This is a genomic window from Streptomyces sp. bgisy159 (assembly GCF_057707805.1).
Map to the genome: position 1 here is coordinate 19452 of NZ_JBYIQX010000049.1, position 24571 is coordinate 44022.

Sequence of the window (24571 nt, forward strand, 5' to 3'; positions counted from 1 at the left end):
CAACCGCTTCGCCCGTATCGAGCATAGAGACGACGCGCATCCACTGCATCTCGGCAGGCGGCCCCGGGCCGGGACGCGCGCTCACCGACCGCTGCTCGCCTACGGGCCGTACCACTCCTGCCTCTCCGGCCGCCGCGCGGAGCCAGCGTAGCCGTGCGGGTTGAGCCGCTGGAAGTGCCAGGCGTCACGGCACATGTCGGCGAGGTCCCGCTCGGGGCGCCAGCCCCAGGCATTCTCGATGGTGGTCGCGTCGGCGACGAGTTCGGCGACGTCTCCGGGACGGCGGGGCACGACCTCGTACGGAACGGGCCTGCCGGATGCCCGGGAGAAGGCAGAGACCACGTCGAGGACGGAACGTCCCTTCCCTGTACCGAGGTTGTACGTGTGCATGCCCGGTCCGTCGGCGAGATGGTCCAGCGCGACGCGGTGCGCCTCGACGGCGTCCATCACGTGGAGGTAGTCGCGGACCGGCGTGCCGTCGTGCGTGGGGTAGTCGTCACCGTGGACACTCAGGTGCCTGCGTCGGCCGGCGGCCACCTGAGCCACGGACGGCATCAGACTGGAGGGTGCGCCGAGGGGGTCCTCGCCGAGCAGCCCGCTGGAGTGGGCGCCGGCCGCGTTGGAGGACCGCAGGCACAGCACGGTGTACTCCGGGCAGCGACGGCAGACGTCGGCGAGGATCTGCTCGCACAGCCGCTTGGCGGCCGCGTAGGGGTTGGTGGGACGCGCGGGCGTGCCCTCCGGCAGCGGGCCGCCTCCGGCGTCGCCGTAGACGGAGCAGGAGGAGGAGTACACGAGCTGGTGCACCCCGTGGTCGTGCATGGTCCGCAGCAGGGTGGTCGTGCCGCCGACGACGGAGTCGTAGTACTGGACCGGCAACCGCGTCGACCTGTCCGTGGACGTGAGCCCGGCGAAGTGCACGACGGCGTCCACGGAGTGCCGGCCGAAGGCGGCCGACAGGGAGTTCCGGTCGCGGATGTCCAGCTCGTAGACCGCGCCGACGAAGCGGCCGGCGAGCCGTTCCACCCGGGCGAGCACCTGGGGGGTGCTGTTGGAGTAGTCGTCGACCACGATCACCTCGTAGCCGTGGTCCAGCAGTTCCACGCAGGCGTGGCTGCCGACGAAGCCGGCGCCGCCGGTGACGAGGACCGTGGACGGCGGGGCCGCGGGCGTGCGCCCGGATGGGGCGCCGCCGGGGCCCGGACCGGGCCGGGGCACCTCGTCGGCGGCGAACCGTACGAGTCGGCGTTCCTTGCCCGAGGGAGCCGAGAACTGTTCGCTGCGGGCCATGGCGAAGATGCTCTCGTGTGCGCTGGTTACGAGGTACGTTTACGACGTATCCCTCACTGTCCCCTTCCGGGGGCTCGCAGTCAAGGCCCCCGGGGGCGCGATGCCCTGTCCGGGAGCGGGCAGGGTGCGCCCGGTGATCTGCTTCCCCGCCCGCCGGGTCGCGCCGACCCCCGCCCCCCGGCACGGGCGCCGCGGCGCTCCTTCGTCACTCCGCCGAGGTGGCCTTGAGCGCCAGCCACAGCTCCATGCGTACGTCCGGGTCGTCCAGGGAGCGGCCCAGGATCTCCTCCACTCTGCGCATCCGGTAGCGCAGGGTGTGGCGGTGGACGCCCAGGTCCGCCGCCGCTGCGTCCCACTGGCCGTGCCGGGACAGCCAGGCCCGCAGCGAGGCGACCAGATCGCCGCGCCCGGTGGCGTCGTGCTCGTGCAGCGCACGCAGCAGCCCGTCCGCGAACGCCTTCACCGCGTCGTCGGCGAGCAGCGGCAGCACCGAACCGGCCGCCAGCTGCTCGTGCTCCACGCACACCCGGCCCCGGCGCCGCGCCACCGACAGCGCCTGCTCGGCCTGCTTGTAGGCCGCGGCCGCCGCGATCGGACCGGCCGGCGCCGACAGCCCGAGCACCAGTTCGGCGTCCTCGGCCGCCTCCCGCACTCCGCCGGACGCGCGCCCGGCCTCCAGGGCGGCGGCGTACTCCTGGCACGAGGTGACCGCCGAGCCCCCGTCCGCCGTGAGGACCACCAGCCGCTCCCCCTCCGGGACGACCAGCACCGCTTCCCCGGAGCGGGCGGCGGACGACTCCACCACCTCCGCCAGCCGGTCCAGCGGATCACCCGCCGGATCGCCGGCGGCCAGCGCGGCGGCCGACGGCCTGGCCGCCGTACCCCGGGGAGCGAACTCCCCGCCGCCCGCCCGGCCGCCGCCGGGGTGCGGCTGGACGTCCGCCTGCGCCCGGGCGGCCGACGCCGAGGCCGACTCGGCGACGACGATCCGGAACGGCGCGTCGAGCAACGGGCCGTACAGCTCACCGGCGACCGCCCGGGCGTGGTCCGGCTCGCCCGCGAGCAGCATGCGCAGCACGGCCGTGCCGAGCCGCTGCTCGGCCGCGCGCAACGAGCTGGAGCGCTCGGTGGTGAGGGTGAGCAGGGCGATCGCCGAGTGCACGGCGTACCGCTCGGCGGTGCCGAGGGCGGCCGCCGTACCCACCGCGAGCGCGGAGCGCGGACGCCGGCCGGTGCCGAGCGAGTGCAACTCCACGCGGTCGTCGTGGTCGGTGTGCTCCGGGCCGCCGACCACCGCCGACGCGGGCGCCGCCCGGTCCCGCAGCCGCTCCACCTCGGCCGTCAGCCGCGCCGCCCGACGGCTCGCCCACTCGGGCGCGACCGCGACGACCGCGCCCGACGCGTCGTAGAGCGCCGCCCAGCCGTCGACCTGCGCCGCGAGCGCGGTCAGAAGTCCCTCCGGGCCGGCCGTCAGCGCCTGTCGGGTCAGCTCCCGCTGGGCGGCGAAACCGGCCGTGACCGCCCGGTACTGGTCGGCCGCGATGGCCGCCGACACCGCCTTGCTGATCGCCAGGAACGGGGTGCGGCGCGGCACCTCCAGCAGCGGCAACCCCTCCTGCTCGGCCGCGTCGACCAGCGCCTTGGGGACCTCCTCGTAGTTCACCCCGACGGCGAAGCCCAGGCCGACGACACCGGCCCCGACCAGCCGGCGGACATAGCGCCGCATCGCCTCGGGGTCCTCGGCGTCCAGCTTCAGAGCGGTGATCAGCAGCAGCTCCCCGCCCTCCATGTACGGCACGGGGTCGGCGAGCTCGCTGACATGCGCCCAGCGCACGGGCACGTCGAGACGGTCCCCGCCTGCCCGCACGGTCAGTTTGAGCGCGGAGTGGTGGACGAGCGAGGCGAGGGTCGGCGGCATGGGACCTTCAGGTCGGGGGACGGGGCGGCGGGACGAGTCCCGGACCGGGGAGGCGTGCGCGTCGCGATCTTCCGAAGGCGAACCTCCGGCCGACGTCTTCCGGGCCGACGTCTCCCGGCCGTCGTCTTCCGGCCGTGACCGTCGGGTCATGATCTTTTGGCCGCCACGTATGAACGGCCTGGGTCGATTCTGCCTCACCGGAGGGGTGCGCGGCTCCCGTTCAGCCCCGCAGATCGACCAGCAGCGGCGGAGTGTGCTCACCGTCGATCCGGGTCAGCGACAGCACCGCGTGCCCGGGCGGCACCTCGTGCGCCAGCTGCGACGCCGACCAGCGCTCCCGCTCCACCTCGCGCACGGTCACCGCGTCCGTCGTCACCGCCTTGCCCGTCACCAGCTTGCGCAGCGCGTGGATGGCCCGCGTCATCGGCTGGTCGGCGAAGACGGTGTGCTTGGCGACCTCCGTGGTCTCCACCCACTCGGTGCCCCACGACTGCGCGAACCGGCTGCCGTCCCAGGTGGTCACCCCGCAGAACGCCATCCGGCAGCCCACCGCCCCGTACAGCGGACCGTGCAGCGCCTCGGGGACGTCGCCCAGGGAGCGCAGGGCGAGCAGCACGCCCGCGTTCTGGGAACGCAGCCGCTGGACGCGGCGCACCGACCCGGCGGTGACCGTACCGGTCGCGTCGTCCAGCACCAGCCCGGCGAAGTGGGCTCGCCCCGGCTCCTGGACGACCGTGTGGAACTGGGCGAGAACCAGCCGCGTGATCAGCCGGCCCGCCTCCTCGTGGCCGCGCTCGGGCAGATCGATGCGGACCCGCAGCGGGTGGTGGGCGACCGCACGCAGCGAGAACGGCCGGGCCGGGCCGCCACCGCCGAAGAAGTCCGCGAACACCGGCCGGTTCAGCAGCGCCAGCCGGTCGGCGAGCGGGCCGCCGGGGTCGCCCGCCGTGCCCGTCTGCCGGATCCGGGCGTCGAGTTCGCGCCGCATCACGTCGTCGCCGCGCGCGACGAGCGCGTCCCGCAGTCCGCCCAGGGCCGTCTCCTCGCCCTCCAGCAGTTCGCGCAGCTCCGGCAGGGTCGGGAAGCGGCCGTGCACCGCCCGGTACGGGCCGAGCAACTGGGCCAGCGCGGTGGCCGCGCTCCGGGCGCCGACCGCGTCCAGATCGCCGACCAGCGCCTCGGCGAGCAGGTCGGCCGCCTCGTCCGGATCCTGGGACTCGGCGTACGGGTCGAGATCGTGGGTGGAGGCGGGGTCGCCGATCCGGACGACCACGTCGAACGCGGCGTCCGGCCCGACCGGACGGCCGGGGGCCGACACGACGACGACCGCGCAGCGGCCGGTGAGCGCCTGCAGCGCCAGCGCCTCGGCCACCGGCTCCACGAGCGTACGGGTCTTGCCGGCCCCGGAGGGGCCGACGGCCAGCAGCGACGTCCCCAGCACCTCCGGGCCGAGCGCGGCGCCGGCGTCGTGGTACGGCCGGGGGGCGCGCTCCGCGGCCACCCATCGGCCGATCCTCACCTGGCCGGTGAGCAGGTCGTGGCGGGCGGCCCGGTGCGGCAGGTCCCGCGCGCCGGAGGGGTGCGTCCACGCCGCCCCGCGGTCGCGCAGCACCGTGTCCCGGAACACCCCGAGCCGCGCCTCCCGGCGCGCCGCCGCGAACGCGTCCTCGATCCGCACACAGTCCACGTCGTTCATCCGCCCCCCGACGACCTCCCCGGCCAACACCTCGGCTACCTCCGCCTGCCCGGCTTCGCGGAGGGCGGGCCAGCGGGAGGGGGGCGTGAGCGAGGGGCCGACGGCCGGACGGGGACCGGCAGCCCGGGCGGCACCCCACTGCTTGATCAGCGGGATCCAGTCGCCCAGGCGGGCGAAGGGATAGAGCACGCCGAGTGTGACCAGGGTCCGTACGGTGAAGGTGACCAGCGGTGACGTGGCGGTCTCCCAGCCGCCGCCGACCAGGGCGACCAGCGTGAAGACCGTCGAGGCGACCGGCAGGTGGTTGCCCTCGACGAGCGGAAACGCCCCGGGCCACACCAGGGCCAGGACGACGAGGGCGCCGGCGGCGGTGACGGCCGCGCGCCTCGGCCACGGCCAGCGCGCCAGGAAGTGCCGGACGAGGGCCGGCCAGCTGCCGAGGTAGCCCATGACACAGACGACGACGACGTAGAACAGCCGGTCGATGGTCTGCCGTGCCGCCCAGGGCTCCCACGCCGAGGGATCCTTGGGCCAGAGCGTGCCCGGGTAGAACCAGTCGTCCGGGGTGAGGATGTGGATCAGCCAGTTCTTGTACGGGAACGCCCCCTGTGCCCACAGCGTCAGCAGCACGATGCCGACGACCAGGGGGATGGCCACGCCCAGCACCGTCTCGGGCGCGAGCCTGCGGCTCGGTTCCTCCGGGGGCGGGGACGTGTACCGGAACCGCCAGATGCCCGGCCCGGCGTCCCCGCGCGGCGCGTCCAGCCACTCCGCCACCGGTGCGGCCGCTTTCGGGCGGTGCTGCGGGGGCGGGGGCACCTGGGGCGGCGGGCCGGCCGGGCGGGGGATCGCGCGGTCGGTGATGCCGCGGGTGTCCTGCGTACCGTCCCTGTCCATGGCGTGTTGCCCCCGACCAGCCGTGCCGTCCACCGTCAGCGGTCAATCTAACGCCCCGGCAAGGGGAGTTCACCGGTACACGGCCGGGGGGCGGGTGAATCGGCGTGAGGCGGTCAGGTGACGCGGGCGGTCCGGCTATGTCCACGGCGGACAACGAGCGGCAGGGAAAACGCCCACATGGAGCATGCCGACCCCTCCCACCCCGGCCTAGCCTGCGAGAACAGAAGACACGTGCCCGCAAGACCCCCAGGAGCCCGCATGACCGCCCTTCCGCAGGAGCGCCGCGTTGTCACCGCCATCCCCGGCCCCAAGTCCCAGGAGCTGCAGGCCCGCCGCGTCGCCACCGTCGCGCAGGGCGTGGGCTCGGTGCTGCCGGTGTTCACCGCGCGCGCGGGCGGCGGCATCATCGAGGACGTCGACGGCAACCGCCTGATCGACTTCGGCTCCGGCATCGCGGTGACCTCCGTCGGCGCCTCCGCCGAGGCCGTCGTGCGCCGCGCCTCCGCGCAGCTCGCCGACTTCACCCACACCTGCTTCATGGTCACCCCCTACGAGGGCTACGTGGAGGTCGCCGAGGCGCTGGCCGAGCTGACCCCGGGCGACCACGCCAAGAAGTCCGCCCTGTTCAACAGCGGCGCCGAGGCCGTCGAGAACGCCGTCAAGATCGCCCGTGCGTACACCAAGCGCCAGGCCGTCGTCGTGTTCGAGCACGGCTACCACGGCCGCACCAACCTCACCATGGCGCTGACCGCGAAGAACATGCCGTACAAGCACGGCTTCGGCCCGTTCGCCCCCGAGGTGTACCGCGTCCCGGTCGCCTACGGCTACCGCTGGCCGACCGGTGCCGAGAACGCGGGACCCGAGGCCGCCGCCCAGGCCGTCGACCAGATGACCAAGCAGGTCGGCGCCGAGAACATCGCCGCGATCATCATCGAGCCCGTCCTCGGCGAGGGCGGCTTCATCGAGCCGGCCAAGGGCTTCCTTCCGGCGATCGCGCAGTTCGCGCGCGACAACGGCATCGTCTTCGTCGCCGACGAGATCCAGTCCGGCTTCTGCCGCACCGGCCAGTGGTTCGCCTGCGAGGACGAGGGCATCGTCCCGGACCTCATCACCACCGCCAAGGGCATCGCCGGCGGTCTGCCGCTGGCCGCCGTCACCGGCCGCGCCGAGATCATGGACGCCGCTCACGCGGGCGGCCTCGGCGGCACCTACGGCGGAAACCCGGTCGCCTGCGCCGGTGCGCTCGGCGCCATCGAGACCATGAAGGAGCTCGACCTCAACGCCAGGGCGAAGAACATCGAGGCGATCATGAAGTCCCGCCTCACCGCCATGGCCGACAAGTACGACGTCATCGGCGACGTCCGGGGCCGCGGCGCCATGATCGCCATCGAGCTGGTCAAGGACCGTACGACCAAGGAGCCCCACCCGGAGGCGACCGCCGCGCTCGCCAAGGCCTGCCACGCGGAGGGCCTGCTGGTCCTGACCTGCGGCACCTACGGCAACGTGCTGCGCTTCCTGCCTCCGCTGGTGATCGGCGAGGACCTGCTGAACGAGGGCCTGGACATCATCGAGCAGGCGTTCGCGCGCATCTGAGCAGGGATGTTTCCCATCTGGGAGTCTCCGGCCGCAGAGCGTGTGAAGAACGTGTGCGAGGTACATGGCGGGTCGGGATCGGCCCTGTCGTACGGCCTGCGCCTGCCGTAGGTTCGTCAGCAGATGAGAGATACACCCCCCGCCCACAGGGCACTGTGGGCGGCACAGGCCGGGGCCTCCCCAGCTTCGACCTGGTCGTGCCCTCGCGCACAGCGGAGCCGTGAGGCTCCGGATCTCCTCACCGATCGGACGGTCGCCCGCCCCAAACCCCCCGGGGCGCGCGACGTTCCGATCCGGACGGCCACCCCGAAACCACCCCCCCTGTTCCGGGGTGGCCGGCCTCCTTCTCCTCCCTCTCCTCCTCACGACCCCGTCGCCGTGGCCGGCAACGGGGTCGTCCCGCGTTCCTGACAAGCTGGATCCATGACGACCAGTCCGCCTGCGCGGAATCCCGGGGGGTCGACGCCCACACCGGTGCCGACGCCGGTGCCGACGCCGACGCCCACGCCGGGGCAGGCCCGACCGCGCGTCCTGCTGCCGGCCGTGTTGTCCGGCCTGCCCGCCCTCCTCTTCGCGCTGTTCACCTGGCAGGTGCTCGTCGACGGACCGCTGCTGGACCTGGACGCCCGGCTCAGCGGTGCACTGGTCCACGCCGACCGGGCCTCGGAACTCCTCTCCGACCTCGGGGGAGTGCCGGTCGCCGTCCCGGTGCTGGTTCTCGTCGCGGCATGGGCCGGGTTCCGGGGCCGCGCCGCGGCCCTTTCGCGCTGGTGGCTGCCGCCCCTCGCCGGGCTCGCCCTCATGGCGCTGGTGCCGCTGCTCGTCGTCCCGGTCAAGGAGTGGACCGACCGTCCGGCGACGCCGGTCGAACCGCCCGCCACCGGGTACTTCCCGTCCGGCCACACCGCGACCGCGGGCATCGCCTACGGAGCCGCCACCCTCCTGCTGTTGCCCTGGCTGTCCACCGCCCGCGCCCGTCGCCTGACCGCCGCCACCGCCGGCCTCCTCGTCCTCGCCGTCTCGTACGGCCTCGTCCGGCGCGGCTACCACTGGCCCCTGGACGTGGTGGCCTCCTGGTGCCTGTGCGCCACCCTGCTCCTGGCGCTGCGGTGGCTGCTGCACCGGGCCGTACCGCACCCGGCCGAGTCCCCGGCCCCCGGGCCCCGCCCCGCGTCCGGCGCCGGCGAACCCCGGGTCGTTCGAGTTCCGGGAACCGATGTCCAAACCGTAGTGGACCTGGGCCGCACTCCTACGGACCGGACAAACGCCGGGTCGTCGTCCCGCGCCTACCGTGGAGCCGAAAGCCACAGCACACCCCCAACGCGGAAGGGCCGGGACTCCCTTATGACTTCCACCCACGCCTTCTGGCTCGCCGGCCGCCAGGCCACCGGCGAGGAGAGCTTCGACGTGACGTCCCCCTGGGACGGCCGTCTCGTCGGTACGGTCAGCGTGCCGACCGACGCGCAGGTCGAGGAGGCGGTGGCCGCCGCGTACGCGGTGCGGGACGAGTTCGCCGCCACCCCGGCCCACGTCCGCGCCGCCGCCCTGGACCACGTCAGCCGGCGCCTCGCCGAGCGCACCGAGGAGATCGCCCTGCTGATCTCCGCCGAGAACGGCAAGCCGGTGAAGTGGGCGCGCGGTGAGGTCGGCCGGGCCGTCTCCGTTTTCCGGTTCGCGGCCGAGGAGGCCCGGCGGTTCAACGGCGGCGAGGCACAGCGCCTCGACACCGACGCCGGCGGGCAGGGCCGGCTCGGCCTGACCCGGCGCTTCCCCAAGGGCGTCGTGCTCGGTATCGCGCCGTTCAACTTCCCGCTGAACCTGTGCGCCCACAAGGTCGCCCCGGCCATCGCCGTCGGAGCGCCGATCATCCTCAAGCCGGCGCCCGCCACCCCGCTGTCCGGCCTGATCCTCGGCGAGCTGCTGGCCGAGACGGAGCTGCCGGCCGGCTCCTGGAGCGTGCTGACGGTCGCCAACGACAAGATGCCCGCCCTGGTCCAGGACGAGCGGCTGCCGGTGATCTCCTTCACCGGCTCCGACAAGGTCGGCTACGCGATCATGGACTCGGTGCCGCGCAAGCACCTCACCCTGGAGCTGGGCGGCAACGCCGCCGCCGTCGTGCTCGGCGACTGGGCGAGCGACGCCGACCTCGACTGGGCGGCCGGCCGGATCGCCACCTTCTCCAACTACCAGGGCGGCCAGTCCTGCATCTCGGTGCAGCGCGTGATCGCCGACGCCTCGGTGTACGACCGGCTGCTGCCGCGCATCGTCGCCGCTGTCGAGGCACAGGTCACCGGCGACCCGTCCGACGCCGCCACCGACGTCGGCCCGCTGGTCAGCGAGGACGCCGCCCAGCGCGTGGAGTCGTGGGTGAGGGAGGCGGTCGACGCCGGCGCGACCCTGCTCACCGGCGGCAAGCGCGACGGCGCCACCTATGCCCCGACCGTTCTCACCGACGTGCCGGCCGACGCCACCCTCGCCTGCGAGGAGGTCTTCGGCCCGGTCCTGACCGTGCAGAGGACCGACGGTGAGGCCGAGGCGTTCGCCGCCGTCAACGACTCCAAGTACGGCCTGCAGGCCGGCGTGTTCACCCACGACCTCCAGACCGCCTTCCGCGCCCACCGCGCGCTGGAGGTCGGCGGCGTGGTCATCGGCGACGTGCCGTCCTACCGCGCCGACCAGATGCCGTACGGCGGCGCCAAGCAGTCCGGCGTCGGCCGTGAGGGCGTCCGCTACGCGATGGACGACTACACCTACGAGCGGGTCCTGGTCCTCACCGGGCTCGCCCTCTAGACACCGTGCCGGCGGGGTGTCCCCGCCGGCCGCCCGAAGGGGCCCGGCACGATCCCTACCCGAGATCGTGCCGGGCCCCTTCTTCTGGGCCGGCCTCTCCGGACCCTCAGCCGGAGAAGCCGACGTGCGCGAGCCGCAGCGGGCCGCGCAGCCCTAGGTGGACGTCGTGCACGCCGTCGGCGGACAGCGGCGCCTCGACCTTGGCGTAGGCGTACGGCCCCGAGGTGCGCGCGGTGAGGGTCACCGATCGGCCGGCCACCGAGAGCTCCGCCTCCCCCTCGCCGGCCACCTCCACCGACACCCCGGTCACGCCCGGCCCGAAGTCACAGGCACGATAGACGAGTTCGGCGCCGGCGCCGCCCGCCGGGGTCACCGCGTCGCCCGACACCTTCGTACGGTCGACGATCTCCGCGCCGCTCTGCTCGTCGAAGTCGGCCGCGGCCAGGCCGCGCTCCCGCACCGGCCGGGGCACCCCCGGCTCACCGTCCAGCACGACCGTGGCCCGCAGCCGGATGTCGGTGCTGGACGCGCCGGCCAGCAGCTCGTACGGGCCCGGCTCCACCCGCCAGTCGCCCCGGGCCACGTCCCAGAAGGCGAACGCCGACAGCGGCACGTCGAAGGCCAACTGCGCGCTCTCGCCGGGTGCCGGCGTGACCCTGCGGTGGGCCAGCAGCTCACGGCGTGGACGCGGGACCGCCGGGTCCACCGCGCGGGTGTAGAGCTGGGCCACCTCGCCGGCCGGTACCTCGCCGGTGTTGGTGACGGTGAACGTCACCCGGACGCCGTCGTCCGTGACCCGCGCCGCCAGGTCCGCGTAGCGGAAGGAGGCGTACGACAGACCGTGGCCGAACGGGTAGAGCGGGGTGCCCTCGAAGTACAGGTACGTCTGGCGGGAGCCGATCACGTCGTAGTCGAGGAGGTCGGGCAGGTCGGCGTCGTCGGCGTACCAGGTCTGCGGCAGCCGGCCGGCCGGGGAGACGTCGCCCGCCAGCACGCGGGCCAGCGCGGTGCCCGCCGCCTGCCCGCCGTGCGCGGTCCACAGGGCCGCCGAGAGCCGGCCGGGCTCGAACGCGTACGGGTACGCCGACACCAGCACCAGCACCGTGCGCGCCTTCGCCGCACGGGCCGCCGCCAGCAGCCGTTCCTGGTGGGCGGGCAGCCGCAGGGTCGTGCGGTCCTCGGTCTCACGGCCGTTGATGTGCGGGTCGTTGCCCGCCACCACCACGACCACGTCGGCCCCGGCGGCGGCCCGGGCCACCGCGTCCTCGCCGCGCTCGGTGACGACCAGCTCGAAGACCTCCGCCGTGCCCGCGTCGTCCTCGGCAACCTTCACGCCGTCGGCGGCGACCGTGACGTGGCGACCCGTTCCCAGGTGCCTGAGGAGGTGTCCGTTCGCATGGGGCTCGAGGCGGAAGGTCTCCTGGACGACCCAGCCGCCCGGCTGGTCGGCGGAGGCCCGCAGCCGGCCGTCCTCGGCGACCGAGAGGTACCGGCCGTCGGGAGCGCGCAGGGTGAGCACGCCCCCGCCCCAGTCGGCGAGCGCCAGCTCGGTGCCCACCTCGTCGGTGGTCAGCGGCGGCAGATCGGTCCGCCCGGCCAGCAGGGCCGGGTCCAGGGCGCCCTCGGCGCCGCGCACCTCGTCGTCCGCGTCCGTCTCCGGGACCCGCAGGAAGGTGCCGGCGGACGTCCTCAGCCGGACCCGGTCCACGCCCTCGGCGAACTCCACGCGCTCGGCGCCGAACCGCTCGTACAGGCCCTCCAGCGGCGTCGAGCGGTGGATCAGCGTGCCGCTGTACCAGTCGAGCTTGCACTCGTCGGCGAGCAGGCCGACCACCGCGATCCGGGTGCCGGGGGCGAGCGGCAGCACCCCGTCGTTGCGCAGCAGCACGACCGCCTGCTCGGCGGCCTCCCGGGCGAGCGCGCGGTGCTCGGGGGTGTCGAAGGCGCCCGGCTCGTCGTACCCGTCGAACTCGCCGAGGCGGAAGCGGACCGAGAGCTGGCGGCGGACCGCCGCGTCGAGGTCCGCCTCGCTCAGCAGGCCCCGCTCCAGGGCGCCGGTGAGCCGGGCGACGATCTTCGAGGAGTCGGTGCCGTGGTCGGTGAAGCTGTCCACGCCGGCGATCACGGCGGCCGCCGTCGCCTCCTCGTGGGTGTCGAAGTAGTGCTCGGAGTCGACCAGGTTGGAGGGCGCCCCCGCGTCCGAGCAGACCAGCAGTTCCTCGTCGGTCCAGGTGCGCAGGTGTTCGCGCAGGTAGGGGGAGACGTGGTTGGGGCGGCCGTTGACCAGGTTGTAGGCGGGCATCACGCCGGCCACCGCGCCCGCCTCCACCGTCTTGCGGAAGGCCCGCAGGTCGTACTCGTGGAGCACGCGCGGGCGGACCGAGGAGGAGGTGACGTCCCGGCCGGTCTCGTTGTTGTGCGCCAGCCAGTGCTTGAGCACCGGGGCGGTGCGCCAGTACGTCGGATGGCCGCCGCGCAGCCCGCGGGTGTAGGCGGTGGCGATGGCCGAGGTCAGCTCGGGGTCCTCGGAGTAGCCCTCCTCGCCCCGCCCCCACAGCGGGTGGCGCAGCAGGTTGACCGTCGGCGACCAGACGTTCAGGCCGACCCGCTCGTCCCGGGCGCGCATCGCCCGCACCTCCTGGGACACCGCCTCGCCGACCCGGCGGACCAGGTCCGGGTTCCAGGTCGCGCCCAACCCCACGGCCTGCGGGAACACCGTCGCCGGCCCCATCCAGGCCACCCCGTGCAGCGCCTCCTGGCCGGTCCGGAACGCGCCGACGCCGAGACGCTCGACGGCCGGGGCGAACTGGTGCAGGAAGGCGGTCTTCTCGGCCGTGGTCAGCCGCGAGAGCAGATCGTCGATGCGCTTCGCGAGCGGCAGCTGCGGGTCGCGGAACGGCGGCGTGGGCGGCGTGGGTTCGGTCACGTGGGAGTTCCCTTTGCACTGGAGCGGGGAGACGCTTTCGAAGCGCTTCGATGCTCGTTCGGGGTGGGGGTGGGTGTCAAGACATTCCGGCGCAACGCGTCCGACTCCATACCGTTACTTCAAGCGCCGCACATGAAACGTGGATGACCGGACACCTCCGAGGAATCTCGCAGGCGACCCTTGTGCGCCCCCATGGCTTCACTTAACCTCGCAGCAACATCGAAGCGCTTCGACTGCCTCGTTCGACCAGGACCGCCCACCGGGGGTGCGCAGTCCTCCGACGTCCGGGGCGGAGGGGATCGCTTCGGCTCAGCCAGTTCCAGACACGACACCGCAGCCGACGGCCACCGCCGGGTGTCCTGGTGCGCCACGAAGGGTTGACGCAATGACGCCGAACGCCGCTTCCGTCTCCTCCGGGCCCAGCCGGAGAAGCTTCCTCGCCTCCACCGCGGTCGCCACCGCAGCGGTGGCGGGGGGCATGCCGTTGCTCGCCGCGTGCGGCGGCGACGGCAAGAAGGGCCGCAAGGAGGGGACCACGTCCGGGAAGGACGCCCAGAAGATCCTCCCGGCCTTCGTGGCCTCCAGCGTCGTGGCGCCCGACATCCCGGCCAAGAACGGCTCGGCGGCCGGCTTCACCAGGGCCATCCCGACCGCCCAGCTGAAGACCGCGGTGCCCGAGAAGCTGGGCGGCGGCGGCAAGCTGAAGATCATGTCGCCGTTCTGGGGGACCCCGCCCGCGGACGACAACCCGTACTACCGGGCCATGAACGAGGCCATCGGCGTCGAGGTCTCCTGGCAGAACCAGGACGGCGTCACCTACGACCAGAAGCTCGGCGCCGTCCTCGCCTCCAGCGACATCCCCGACGCGGTGGTCGTCCCCGGCTGGAACATGATGGGCCGCATCCCCAGCGCCATCAACGCCAAGTTCGCCGACCTCGGCCCCCACCTGTCCGGCGACAAGGTCAAGGAGTACCCGAATCTCGCGGCCGTGCCCACCGAGGCGTGGCAGCGCGCGATCTTCGGCGGCCGGCTGCGCGCGATACCGATGCCCGGCTCGTACGTCACCGACATCGCGCCGATGTACCGCAAGGACGTCTTCGGGAAGAAGGGCTACTCCGTCCCCAGGAGCCCCGACGAGTTCCTCGCCTGGGCCAAGGAGGCCACCGACGCCAGGTCGAAGGTCTGGGCCTGCGACGACATGAAGTGGACGGCGTTCAACATCTACGGCGTCTTCCCCGGCGGCGACAAGGCGCTGTGGTGGAACATGGTCGACGGCAAGCTGGTCAACCGCGTCGAGACCGACGAGTACCTCGAAGCCCTGGAGTGGACCCGCAAGCTCTACGCGGCGAAGGTGGTCCACCCGGACGCCATCTCCGGGAAGGCGGGCGGCAACGCCAAGGACCGGTTCACCGCGGGCCAGTGCCTCGTCTTCAACGACAACATCTCCGCCTGGTGGGGTGCCACCTCCGAACAGCGCACCTCCAAGCCGGACTTCGACATGGCCGCGTTCGACATCTTCGGCCCCGACGGCGGCGACCCGACGCTGTGGGCGGGCCAGCCGGCCAACATCTTCACCTTCATCAGCAACAAGGCGTCCGAGCGGCAGATCAAGGACTTCCTCGCCGTCGCGAACTTCTGCGCCAGCCCGTACGGCACGAAGGAGTGGATGCTCACCAACTTCGGCGTCGAGGGGACCGACTTCGAGATGAAGAACGGGTTGCCGACCAAGACCGAGCAGGGTGTCAACGAGGTCAACAGCGCCTTCGACCTCACCGGCGACCCGGCGCCCTTCATCGCGCACCCGGACTTCCCGGACATCACCCGCGCCATGGTGGAGTGGCAGCAGCGCATGGGCGCCTTCACGAAGAAGACCTCCTTCTTCGGCCTCACCGTCACCGAGCCGACCCGCTGGACCAACCTCGCCGACGACTTCGAGCAGCTGGAGGACGACGTCGTACGCGGCCGCAAGAAGATCGGCGACGTCCAGCAGGCGGTGTCCGACTGGAGGAGCAAGGGCGGCGACCAACTGCGCGACTGGTACAAGAAGCTGCTCGACGACAACGGCTCGGCGAGCTGACCGGCGGCCGAGGCGAGGAGGAGGCCGTGTCCCACAGCACGGTGCCCCGGTCGAAGGCCGGGGCGGCGACCACGATGAATCCGTCGACGGCGTCCGGGGACACCGGCGGACCCCCACCGAGCGGCACCGAGCGTGCCGGGAGGCCGAGTCTCCGGCTCAGATTCCGGCGCGACCGCACGCTGCTCCTGATGGTCCTGCCGGCGCTGCTGCTGGTCCTGGTGTTCAACTACATCCCGATCCTGGGCAATGTGGTCGCCTTCCAGGACTACGACCCGTATCTCAGCGAGAACGGCTTCGTCGCGATCTTCGAGAGCCCCTGGATCGGCTTCGAGCAGTTCGAGCGGATCTTCGAGGACTCGGCCTTCTGGCACGCGGTGCAGAACACCTTCGTGCTGTTCTTCCTCCAGCTCGTGCTCTACTTCCCGGTCCCGATCCTGCTCGCGCTGCTCATCAACAGCGTGGTCAGGCCGAGGGTGCGGGCGGTCGCCCAGGCGGTCATGTACCTCCCGCACTTCTTCTCCTGGGTGCTCGTCGTCACCGTCTTCATGCAGGTCTTCGGCGGCGCCGGCATCATCGCGCAGACCCTGCGCGAGCACGGGCACACCGGCTTCGACCTGATGACCGACCCGGAGACCTTCAAGTTCCTGGTGACCGGCGAGACCATCTGGAAGGACGCGGGCTGGGGCATCATCGTCTTCCTCGCCGCCCTGTCGTCCGTCCCGGGCGACCTGTACGAGGCGGCCGCCATGGACGGCGCCGGCCGCTGGCGGCGCATGTGGCACATCACCCTGCCCGCCCTGCGGCCGGTGATCGCCCTGCTGCTGGTCCTGCGCGTCGGTGACGCCCTCACCGTCGGGTTCGAGCAACTGCTCCTGCAGCGGCAGGCGGTGGGGCCGGACGCCTCCGAGGTCCTCGACACCTACGTGTGGTGGAACGGCATCCGCAACCAGGACTTCAGCTACGCCGCCGCGGCCGGACTCGTCAAGGGCGTGGTGGGCCTGACGCTGGTGCTGACGGCGAACAAGGTCGCCCATCTCATGGGTGAGCAGGGGGTGTACAAGAAGTGAGCGCGGTTCTCGGCAGGACGGACGGTGGCAGGACCGACGGCGGCGGGACGGCCGGCGGCGGGCCCGCCGCGGCGCCGCGCTGGTGGCAGGCGCCGCCCCGCCCGGTGTGGGAGGAGGAGCCGTCCCGGGCCGGCCTGGCCGGCAAGGGCATCGCCCTGTTCTTCGCCTGTTTCGCGATCCTCTTCCCGCTGTGGATCGTCATCGTCACCAGCCTCCAGACCAAGGAGACCATCGACGAGGCCGGCGGCCTGGTGGTGGTCCCCAGGGGCGTCACGTTCGTCGCCTACCAGGAGCTGCTGAGCGGCGGCCAGGTGCAGCGGGCGGCGCTGGTCAGCGTGGGCATCACCGTGGTCGGCACGCTGTTCAGCATGACGGTCTCGGTGCTGTGCGCCTACGGGCTGTCCCGGGTGGGCTCGCTCGGCCACCGCTGGATCCTGATGGCGCTGCTCGCGACGATGTTCTTCGGCGCCGGGCTGATCCCGACGTATCTGCTGGTACAGGCGCTGGGGCTCACCGACACGTATCTCGCGCTGATCCTGCCCAGCGCGGTCAGCGTCTTCAACATCCTGGTCCTGCGGGCGTTCTTCATGAACATCTCGCAGGAGCTGATCGACAGCGCGCGGATCGACGGGGCCGGCGACTGGCGGATCCTGTGGAAGATCGTGATGCCGCTGTCGCGGGCCGTGCTCGCGGTGATCGCGCTGTTCTACGCGGTCGGGTACTGGAGCGCGTGGTTCAACGCGTCGATCTACCTGACCGACCAGGACATGATGCCGCTGCAGAACGTGATGATCCAGCTGGTGCAGAAGCGGGAGCGGCCGGTGGGGCTGCAGACCGAGGTCAACACCGGGCAGCTGTCGGCGGTGGCGATCCAGATGGCGGTGATGGTGCTGGCGCTGCTGCCGGTGGCCGTGCTGTCGCCGTTCGTCCAGAAGCACTTCAAGAAGGGCATGCTGACCGGCGCGATCAAGGGCTGAAGCGCGGCGCCGGTCCGGTTCGAGCGGGGTGCCCGGTCCTCTCGCCGTTCAGCGGGTGCGCGGGGCCGGTCGCCCGGTTCCCCGCCCTGGGTTCGACCTGTCCACATCCATTTCGCGACCCCCTACCCCGAGGTATGTCATGCACACGCCCCCCTTGTCCCGTCGTGCCGTCCTCGCCGCGGGCACCGCGGCCACCACGCTCACCGCGCTCCCCGTGCTCCAGGGCACGGCCCGCGCGGCCGAGAGCACGGACGGCCCGGCGAGCGCGGCCTACCGGTGGCGCAACGCCGTCATGGGCGGCACCGGCTTCGTCACCGGCATCCTGTTCCACCCGTCCGTACGCGGCCTCGCCTACGCCCGTACCGACATCGGCGGCGCCTACCGCTGGGACGACCGCACCGCCCGCTGGACCCCCCTGACCGACCACCTCGGCTGGGACGACTGGAACCTGCTCGGCGTCGAGGCGATGGCCGTCGACCCGGCCCACCCCGACCGCCTCTACCTGGCGCTCGGCACCTACACCCAGCCCTGGGCCGGCAACGGCGCGGTGCTGCGCTCCGAGGACCGGGGCGCCACCTGGGCCCGCACCGACCTCACCGTGCGGCTCGGCGCCAACGAGGACGGGCGCGGCACCGGCGAGCGGCTGCTCGTCGACCCGCGCGACAGCGACACCCTGTGGCTGGGCACCCGCCACGACGGACTGCTGAAGTCCACCGACCGGGGCGCCACCTGGGCCCCCGCCACCGGCTTCCCCGCCACCCCGAGCGCGACCGGCCAGGGCGTCACCCTGCTCGTCGCCGCCGGCCGCGCCCTGTACGCGGGGTGGGGCGACGGCGACGGCACGACGCCCAACCTGTACCGCACCACCGACGGCACCACCTGGCAGGCCGTCCCCGGTCAGCCGGGCGGCACCGCCGCCCGGGTCCCGATCCGCGCCGCCCACGACCGGTGCGCCCACCGGCTGTACGTGACGTACGCCGACGCGCCGGGCCCCAACGGCCAGACCGACGGCAGCGTGCACCGGCTGTGCCTCCTCAGCGGCCGGTGGACCGACGTCACGCCGGTCGAGCCCGGCGGCACCACCGACGGGGAAGGCCCGGCCGACACCTTCGGCTACGGCGGCGTGGCCGTCGACGCCCGCCGGCCCGGCACCCTCGTGGTGTCCACCAACAACCGCTGGGCGGCGCAGGACACGGTGTTCCGCTCCACCGACGGCGGCCGCACCTGGCGCTCCCTGAAGGACACCGCCGTCCTCGACGTCTCCGAGACGCCGTACCTCAACTGGGGCGCCGACGCGCCCAAGTTCGGGTGGTGGATCCAGACCGTCGCCGTCGACCCGTACGACTCCCGCAACGTGCTGTACGGCACCGGCGCCACCGTCTACGGCACCCGGGACCTGACCCACTGGGCCCCGCGGATCCGCGGCCTGGAGGAGACCTCGGTCCGCCAGCTGATCTCGCCCCCGACCGGAACGGCCCACCTGATCAGCGGCAACGGGGACGTCGGCGTGATGTACCACGAGTCGCTCACGGCGTCCCCCGCGCGCGGCATGGCGACCGACCCGGTGTTCGGCTCGGCGACCGGCCTGGCCCAGGCCGCCGCGAAGCCGTCGTACGTCGTGCGCACCGGCTGGGGCGACCACGGCAACGGCGCCTTCTCCACCGACGGCGGGCAGACCTGGTCGCCCTTCCCGGCCCAGCCCGCCCTCGCCTCGGACGCCCCGGGCCCGATCGCCGTGAACGCCGACGGCAGCGTGCTGCTGTGGGTGTTCGTGCACTGGGACGGCACCCGGTACCCCGCCCACCGCTCCGCCGACAACGGCGCCACCTGGACCGAGGTGCCCACCTTCCCCAAGGGCGCCACCCCGGTCGCCGACCCGGCCGACCCGGCGCGCTTCTACGCCTACGACACCGACACCGGCTCCCTGCTCGCCAGCACCGACGGCGGCCTCACCTTCACCGCGCGGGCCACCGGACTGCCCTCCGGCGACACCCAGTTCAAGCTGGTCGCCGCCCCCGGCCGGACCGGCGACCTGTGGCTGTCCACCAAGGGGAACGGCCTGTACCGCTCCACCGACGGCGGCGCCGCCTTCACCAAGGTCGACAGCTGCCGGGCCTCCTACACCCTCGGCTTCGGCAAGGCCGCCGACGGCACCGACTACCCGGCGGTCTACCAGGTCGGCTCGACCGGGACCGTCACCGCCGTCCACCGCTCCGACGACGGCGCGAAGACCTGGACCCGCATCAACGACGACGCCCACCAGTGGGGCTGGACCGGCGAGACCATCACCGGCGACCCGCGCGTGTACGGCCGGGTCTACCTCGCCACCAACGGACGCGGCGTGCAGTACGGGGAGCCCGCGTGAAGCCGACCCTCGCCGACACCACCCGCGGCCGGATCCTCTTCGGCGGCGACTACAACCCCGAGCAGTGGCCCGAGGAGACCTGGCACGAGGACGTCCGGCTGATGCGCGAAGCCGGCGTCACCTCCGTCACCCTCGGCGTCTTCTCCTGGGCGAAGCTCGAACCCGAGCCGGGCGCACGGGAGTTCGGCTGGCTGGACACCCTGATGGACCTGATGCACGCCAACGGCGTCGGCGTCGTCCTCGCCACCCCCACCTCCTCGCCCCCGCCCTGGCTGGGCCGCCTCCACCCCGACACCCTGCCCCGGGACGCCGACGGCCGCACCGAGTGGTGGGGCGGCCGCCAGCACTTCTCCCACTCCAGCGCCGCCTACCGGCGCCACGCCGCCGCCATCACCGAGGACCTGGCCGCCCGCTACGCCGGCCACCCCGCCCTCACGATGTGGCACATCAACAACGAGTACTGCACCTTCGACTACGGCGACGAGGCCGCCGCCGCCTTCCGCCACTGGCTGCGCGAGAGGTACGGCACCCTGGACGCCCTCAACACCGCCTGGGGCACCGCCTTCTGGAGCCAGGGCTACGACAGCTGGGACGGCATCCTGCCCCCGCGCCACGCCCACTACCTGAAGAACCCCACCCAGACGCTCGACTTCCGCCGCTTCACCTCCGACATGCTGCTGGAGTGTTACGCCGCCGAGCGGGACATCGTCCGCCGGCACACCCCGCACACCCCGGTCACCACCAACTTCATGCCGCTGTGGGCCGGCCAGGACGGCTGGCGCTGGGCCGAGGAGGAGGACGTCGTCTCCGTCGACCTCTACCCCGACCCGGCCGACCCGCTCGGCCCCCGCGGCGCCCAGCACGGCGCCCTGGTACAGGACCTCACCCGCTCCCAGGCCCGCGGCCCCTGGATGCTGATGGAACAGGCGGCCGGCCCGGTCAACTGGCGCGGCGTCAACCACCCCAAGCCGCGCGGCCTGAACCGCCTGTGGTCCCTCCAGGCGGTGGCGCGCGGCGCCGACGCCGTCTGCTACTTCCAGTGGCGCCAGTCCCGCCAGGGCGCGGAGAAGTTCCACTCCGGCATGGTCGGCCACGCGGGGGAGCGGGGCCGCACCTTCCAGGAGATCAAGCGGATCGGAGCGGACCTCGCCGCGATCGGTGCCGAGGTGGCGGGCACCCGGTCGCACGCCGGGATCGCCGTACTGCACGACTGGCACTCCTGGTGGGCCGGCGACCAGGAGGGCCGCCCGTCCACCCGGTTCGACCTGCCCGACCTGCTGCACGCCTGGCACCGCGCCCTGTGGGAGGGCGGCCTCACCACCGACTTCGCCCACCCCGAGCACGACCTCGGCGGCTACCGGATGGTCGTCGTCCCGCAGCTGTACGCCCTCACCGACGCGGCGATCGACAACCTGCTCGCCTACGTCCGCGGTGGCGGCACCCTGGTCAGCGGCTTCCTCACCGGCGTCGCCGACCAGGACGACCGCGTCCGCGAGGGCGGCATGGACGCCCGGCTGCGCGCGCTGTTCGGCATCCGCGTCCTGCACGAGTGGTGGCCCCTGGAGACCGGCGAGACGGCTCCCTGCGAGGGCTTCGAGGGCACCCTGTGGTCGGAGGAGATCGAGGCCGACCCGGACACCGCCGACGAGACGATCCCGTACAAGGGCGGCGAGCTCGACGGGCTGCCCGCGGTGCTGCGCCGGGGCCGCGCCTGGTACGTGTCCACGCTGCCCGAGCCGGCCGCCCTGCGCGCGCTCCTCGCCCGGATCGCCGCCGACGCCGGGGTCCGCCCGGTGCTGGAGGGCCTGCCGGCCGGCGTGGAGGCCGTGCGCCGGGGCGAGCTGCTGTTCCTGCTCAACCACGGCCGCGAGCCGGTCACCGTCGACGTCCCCGGCCGCCACCACGACCTGCTCACCCGGGAGGACGTCACCGACCGCCTCACCCTCGGCCGCTACGGCGTGGCGGTGCTGCGGCCATGAGCGCGAGCCCCGTCCACGCCACCTGGGAGCCGGAGCCGGCCACCCGCTGGGAGGACGCCTTCCTCACCGGCAACGGCCATCACGGCGCCCTGGTGTTCGGCGATCCGAACGCCGACCGTGTCATCGTCACCCACCACACCCTGGTCCGCCCCAACGGCACCGAGGACGCCCGCGCGCCCCAGCTCGCCGCCGAACTCCCCGCCCTCCAGGAACGGCTGCTGGCCGGCGACCTCACCGCCGCCGAGGGCTTCACCGACGGCCGCGGCCTGCAGTGGGTCAAGCCCTTCCACCCCGCCTTCCAGATCCGCCTGACCCGCCGCAAGGCCGACGACGACGGCCCCGGCTACCGCCGCTCGGTCGACTTCACCACCGGCGTCACCGACGCCACCCGCGGCGACTGGCGCAGCCGCGTCTTCGTCTCCCGCGCCGACGACGTGATCGTCCAGTACGTCACCGCGCCCGGCCCCGTCCTCGACGTGGCCCTGGACCACCGGCTGCCGGGCGCGCCCGCCGGGCTCGGCGTCGGCCACGGCGCGCTGCTCACCCCGGAGGGCGCCCAGCTCACCCTGCGCGCCCGCTACCCGGACAGCGACCTCGCCGTCACCGGCGTCACCGTGGCCGCCGTCACCGGCGGCAGCACCCGCCTGGGCCCCCAGGGCGTGCGGATCGAGAACGCCGACGCCGTCCTGCTGCTCACCCGGGTACGCCGCCACCCCGGCGAACTCGACACCACCGCCGAGAGCCGCGTCCTGCGTGACCTGCTCGCGGACTCGACGTACACCGACCTCCTCGACCGGCATCTGACCGCCCACCGCACCGCCTACCGCCGCGTCACCCTCGACCTGTGCGCCGACCCGGCCGAACGCTCACTGTCCGGCGCCGAGTTGCTCGCCAGGACGGACAGCCCCGCCCTGCTGGAACGCCTCTTCGCGGCCGGCCGCTACCACCTGCTGTCGGCAAGCGGACTCTTCCCGCCCCGCCTGACCGGCCTGTGGACCGGCGACTGGGACACCGCCTGGTCGGGCGCCTTCACCTACGACGCCAACCTCAACCTCCAGACCGCCTCCGCCGCGGCCGCCGCCCTCCCCGAGGTGACCGCGGCCCACGCCCGCCTCGTGCACCGCCAGCTGCCGGACTGGCGGGACAACGCCCGTGCCGTCTTCGGCACCCGGGGCGTCGTCGCCCCCGCCCACAGCGACGGCGAGTCCGGGCACGCGTACCACTTCAGCCGCGCATACCCCCTGCACCTGTGGACCGCGGGCGCCGACTGGCTGCTCAAGCCGCTCGTCGACCACGACGACACCCGCGGTCATCGCGACCCGCGCACCGCGGCCGCGCTCGCCGAGACCGCCCGCTTCTACGAGGACTTCCTCACCCGCACCGACGCCGACGGCCACCTCGTCGTCGTACCGTCCTACTCGCCCGAGAACCGCCCGGCGGGCGGCAGCTGGGGCGCGATCAACGCCGCCATGGACCTCTCCGCCGCCCGGCACGCCCTGCGCACCGCCGCCGACCACCACCCGGACACCGAGGACGCCGAGCGCTGGCGGGCGCTGGCCGACCGGCTCCCGCCGCACCGGATCAACGCCGACGGAGCCCTCGCCGAATGGGCCTGGCCCGGCCTCGGCGACACCTACGACCACCGCCACCTCAGCCACCTCTACGGTGTCTGGCCGCTCGACGAGATCAACCCCTACGACACCCCCGGCCTCGCCGCGGCCGCCCACCGCGCCCTCGAACTGCGCGGCGCCGAGAACGACTCCGCGCACGGCCACCTCCACCACGCGCTGATCGCGGCCCGCCTGCGCGACGCCGAGCGGGTCGCCGGGGCCCTGTCGAACGTCCTGGGCGGCGACTTCTTCCACGTCTCCCTGATGAGCGCGCACTACCCCCGGCGCGCCGTCTACAACGCGGACGCCGCCCACACGCTGCCCGCCGTGCTGATCGAGGCGCTCGTCCAGTCCACGCCCGACCGGCTGGTGCTGCTGCCCGCACCGCCGCCGGCGCTCGCGGCCGGCCGCCTCACCGGCGTCCGCACCCGCTTCGCCGCCGAACTCGATCTGGCCTGGGGCCCCGACGGCGCCCGCGCCGTCCTCAGGCCGCACCGTACCCGCCGCATCGAACTCCGGACTTCCTCCGGCGCACAGCCGCTCGACCTCGTCGCCGGAGAAGACCACGTCCTCACGCTCGGGACGTGGTGACTCCCCGCCATTCCCCCCACCCATGGAAAGGACGACACCATGGCATCACGCACGCTCGGCAGGATCACCAGGGCCCTGCCGGCACCGGGCCTCGCGCTCGGCGCGGTCATCGGCCTCGCCTCCGCCCCCGCCTCCGCCGCCGTCTGGAGCTCCTGCGACCAGTGGGGCAACACCAGCCTCAACGGCTACACGCTCTACAACAACATCTGGGGCGGCGGCGCCGGCGCCCAGTGCGTCTGGGCCAACTCCGGCACCAACTGGGGCGTCTGGGCCGACCACCCGAACACCGGCGGCATCAAGTCCTACCCCAACGCCAAGAAGGTGGTCAACAAGTCGATCACCTCGCTCTCCTCGCTCAGCAGCAGCTACAACGTCACCGTCCCGTCCGCCGGCGCGTACAACACCTCGTACGACGTCTGGGACACGGACCACGACTACGAGATCATGCTCTGGGTCAACTACAACGGCGCCGTCGGCGCGCTCGGCAGCTACCAGGGCAACGTGTCGCTCGGCGGCCACAACTGGAACGTCCACAAGGGCCGCGTGTACCGCTCGGACGGCACCTACTGGGACGTCTTCTCGTTCCTGCGTACCTCCGACTCCACCTCCGGCACCGTCCAGATCCTCCCGGTGCTGAAGTGGCTCAAGGACACCAAGCGCTGGATGGGCGACGAGACCATCGGTGACCTCCAGTTCGGCTTCGAGATCACCTCGTCCTCCGGCGGGCTGGACTTCCGCACCAACGGCTACTCGGTCAGCGGCGGCTGACCCCACACCACCGGCCGGGGCCGGCCC

13 protein-coding genes and 1 pseudogene are annotated in these 24571 nt (G+C 73.2%); 10 read left to right on the forward strand and 4 right to left on the reverse strand.

Features of this window, described 5'->3' with window-relative positions; translation table 11 throughout:
* Positions 1-99: 99 nt before the first annotated feature.
* The 3 genes from galE to AC3ET3_RS31330 form a co-directional block, all read right to left on the reverse strand.
* Positions 100-1290: a UDP-glucose 4-epimerase GalE gene (gene galE / locus AC3ET3_RS31320; RefSeq protein WP_432137978.1), complete on the reverse strand. Its 1191-nt coding sequence runs from the start codon at positions 1288-1290 to the stop codon at positions 100-102.
* A gap of 205 nt (positions 1291-1495) precedes the next feature.
* Complete coding sequence (locus AC3ET3_RS31325) at positions 1496-3208, reverse strand: PucR family transcriptional regulator ligand-binding domain-containing protein (RefSeq protein WP_432137979.1); 1713 nt, start codon at positions 3206-3208, stop codon at positions 1496-1498.
* A gap of 220 nt (positions 3209-3428) precedes the next feature.
* Positions 3429-5801, reverse strand: coding sequence for an ATP/GTP-binding protein (locus tag AC3ET3_RS31330; RefSeq protein ID WP_435613328.1), 2373 nt, complete (start codon positions 5799-5801; stop codon positions 3429-3431).
* Positions 5802-6059: 258 nt separating this feature from the next.
* Here AC3ET3_RS31330 and gabT point away from each other — a divergent pair, with 258 nt between their 5' ends.
* The 3 genes and pseudogenes from gabT to AC3ET3_RS31345 all read left to right on the forward strand — a co-directional run bounded on the left by gabT (position 6060) and on the right by AC3ET3_RS31345 (position 10184).
* Positions 6060-7394 carry a 4-aminobutyrate--2-oxoglutarate transaminase gene (gabT, locus tag AC3ET3_RS31335; RefSeq protein ID WP_432137981.1) on the forward strand — a complete coding sequence of 445 codons (1335 nt, stop codon included), beginning with the start codon at positions 6060-6062 and terminating at the stop codon, positions 7392-7394.
* An 801-nt stretch (positions 7395-8195) separates the two neighbouring features.
* Positions 8196-8459 (forward strand): annotated as a pseudogene (locus AC3ET3_RS31340) (phosphatase PAP2 family protein); the annotation flags it as partial.
* Between the two features lie 279 nt (positions 8460-8738).
* Positions 8739-10184, forward strand: coding sequence for an aldehyde dehydrogenase family protein (locus AC3ET3_RS31345; RefSeq protein ID WP_432137998.1), 1446 nt, complete (start codon positions 8739-8741; stop codon positions 10182-10184).
* Positions 10185-10290: 106 nt separating this feature from the next.
* On the opposite strand, the gene AC3ET3_RS31350 is transcribed toward AC3ET3_RS31345, so the two are convergent.
* Positions 10291-13110, reverse strand: a complete 2820-nt coding sequence (locus tag AC3ET3_RS31350) for a glycoside hydrolase family 3 C-terminal domain-containing protein (protein WP_435613329.1) — start codon at positions 13108-13110, stop codon at positions 10291-10293.
* Positions 13111-13495: 385 nt separating this feature from the next.
* On the opposite strand from AC3ET3_RS31350, the gene AC3ET3_RS31355 reads away from it, so the two are divergent.
* From AC3ET3_RS31355 to AC3ET3_RS31385, 7 genes are all read left to right on the forward strand, one after another.
* Complete coding sequence (locus AC3ET3_RS31355; RefSeq protein WP_435613330.1) at positions 13496-15187, forward strand: extracellular solute-binding protein; 1692 nt, start codon at positions 13496-13498, stop codon at positions 15185-15187.
* A gap of 26 nt (positions 15188-15213) precedes the next feature.
* Entirely contained in the window at positions 15214-16254 is a 1041-nt protein-coding gene (locus AC3ET3_RS31360; RefSeq protein ID WP_435613331.1) for an ABC transporter permease, read from the forward strand.
* Positions 16251-17231, forward strand: coding sequence for a carbohydrate ABC transporter permease (locus AC3ET3_RS31365; protein WP_432137985.1), 981 nt, complete (start codon positions 16251-16253; stop codon positions 17229-17231). Before AC3ET3_RS31360 ends, AC3ET3_RS31365 begins: the two co-directional genes overlap by 4 nt.
* A 139-nt stretch (positions 17232-17370) precedes the next feature.
* Positions 17371-19596 (forward strand): 1,4-beta-glucanase, encoded by a 2226-nt coding sequence (locus tag AC3ET3_RS31370; RefSeq protein ID WP_435613332.1) that lies wholly within the window; start codon positions 17371-17373, stop codon positions 19594-19596.
* The gene (locus AC3ET3_RS31375; protein WP_435613333.1) at positions 19593-21575 is read left to right on the forward strand and encodes a beta-galactosidase; all 1983 of its coding nucleotides are present in this window, start codon (positions 19593-19595) and stop codon (positions 21573-21575) included. The genes AC3ET3_RS31370 and AC3ET3_RS31375 overlap by 4 nt, the downstream gene beginning before the upstream one ends.
* Complete coding sequence (locus tag AC3ET3_RS31380; RefSeq protein ID WP_432155606.1) at positions 21572-23776, forward strand: glycosyl hydrolase family 95 catalytic domain-containing protein; 2205 nt, start codon at positions 21572-21574, stop codon at positions 23774-23776. Before AC3ET3_RS31375 ends, AC3ET3_RS31380 begins: the two co-directional genes overlap by 4 nt.
* Positions 23777-23815: 39 nt before the next feature.
* Positions 23816-24544, forward strand: a complete 729-nt coding sequence (locus AC3ET3_RS31385) for a glycoside hydrolase family 12 protein (RefSeq protein WP_435613334.1) — start codon at positions 23816-23818, stop codon at positions 24542-24544.
* The last annotated feature ends 27 nt before the right edge of the window (positions 24545-24571 follow it).

What these genes read in the sequence shown, in the direction of transcription:
- galE (WP_432137978.1), bottom strand. Translation starts at nt 1,290, where the DNA reads ATGGCCCGCAGCGAACAGTTCTCGGCTCCCTCGGGCAAGGAACGCCGA.
- AC3ET3_RS31325 (WP_432137979.1), bottom strand. Translation starts at nt 3,208, where the DNA reads ATGCCGCCGACCCTCGCCTCGCTCGTCCACCACTCCGCGCTCAAACTG.
- AC3ET3_RS31330 (WP_435613328.1), bottom strand. Translation starts at nt 5,801, where the DNA reads ATGGACAGGGACGGTACGCAGGACACCCGCGGCATCACCGACCGCGCG.
- gabT (WP_432137981.1), top strand. Translation starts at nt 6,060, where the DNA reads ATGACCGCCCTTCCGCAGGAGCGCCGCGTTGTCACCGCCATCCCCGGC.
- AC3ET3_RS31345 (WP_432137998.1), top strand. Translation starts at nt 8,739, where the DNA reads ATGACTTCCACCCACGCCTTCTGGCTCGCCGGCCGCCAGGCCACCGGC.
- AC3ET3_RS31355 (WP_435613330.1), top strand. Translation starts at nt 13,496, where the DNA reads ATGACGCCGAACGCCGCTTCCGTCTCCTCCGGGCCCAGCCGGAGAAGC.
- AC3ET3_RS31370 (WP_435613332.1), top strand. Translation starts at nt 17,371, where the DNA reads ATGCACACGCCCCCCTTGTCCCGTCGTGCCGTCCTCGCCGCGGGCACC.
- AC3ET3_RS31380 (WP_432155606.1), top strand. Translation starts at nt 21,572, where the DNA reads ATGAGCGCGAGCCCCGTCCACGCCACCTGGGAGCCGGAGCCGGCCACC.
- AC3ET3_RS31385 (WP_435613334.1), top strand. Translation starts at nt 23,816, where the DNA reads ATGGCATCACGCACGCTCGGCAGGATCACCAGGGCCCTGCCGGCACCG.